The organism is Mesorhizobium sp. M7A.F.Ca.US.006.04.2.1 (assembly GCF_004022915.1).
GTDB lineage: Bacteria > Pseudomonadota > Alphaproteobacteria > Rhizobiales > Rhizobiaceae > Mesorhizobium > Mesorhizobium ciceri.
Genome location: NZ_RZQA01001587.1, coordinates 1 through 544, shown reverse-complemented (window position 1 = coordinate 544; position 544 = coordinate 1). Strand labels below are relative to the sequence as shown.

At 60.5% G+C, this 544-nt stretch carries 1 protein-coding gene; it reads right to left on the bottom strand.

Annotated features, from left to right (window positions below; all coding sequences use genetic code 11):
• Nucleotides 1–316: 316 nt before the first annotated feature.
• Nucleotides 317–544, bottom strand: a 228-nt coding sequence (locus EN925_RS38885; RefSeq protein ID WP_164894840.1) for a cation transporter, incomplete at its 5' end; no start/stop codon positions are given.

Sequence of the window (544 nt, the reverse complement as noted above, 5' to 3'; positions counted from 1 at the left end):
GTCAGCGCGACAGTGACCGATCCGATGTTCTCTTCGAGGCGATTGAGCTTGGTGGTGCCGGGGATCGGAACGATCCAGGGCTGTATCTGCCAAGCGCGGGAGCGATATCGGAGAATGGGCTTTTCAGCCTTGGAACATCGGTCATGGTGGTCTCCTTCGTAGAGTTCGGGCGTTGAACTCGGCGCCACGCGCCGATACCTGGTCAAATCCCGTATTGTTCGTCGCTGACATGCTCCAACCAGTCGACGACCGGGTAGCCATTCCGGCCGACGGCGCAGGAGTTGAGGGGATCGTGCGCGGATCGGGTGGCAGCGTTTCAGTTTGAAATTTGGCCTTCTGCGAACTCGCGTCTTGCGGCCGTGAAAACCTCGCGGGCAGCATCCGCATTCATGATGGCGATTGCCAGCCCAATGACAATATCTGGCCAAGCCGAATTCCACACAAATGCCGTGACCAGGCCGGCGGCAATGATTGCCACATTGGCCAGGACGTCGTTGCGCGCCGACAGGAAGGCGGCGCGGGTGAGGCTGCCGCTGTGATGGCG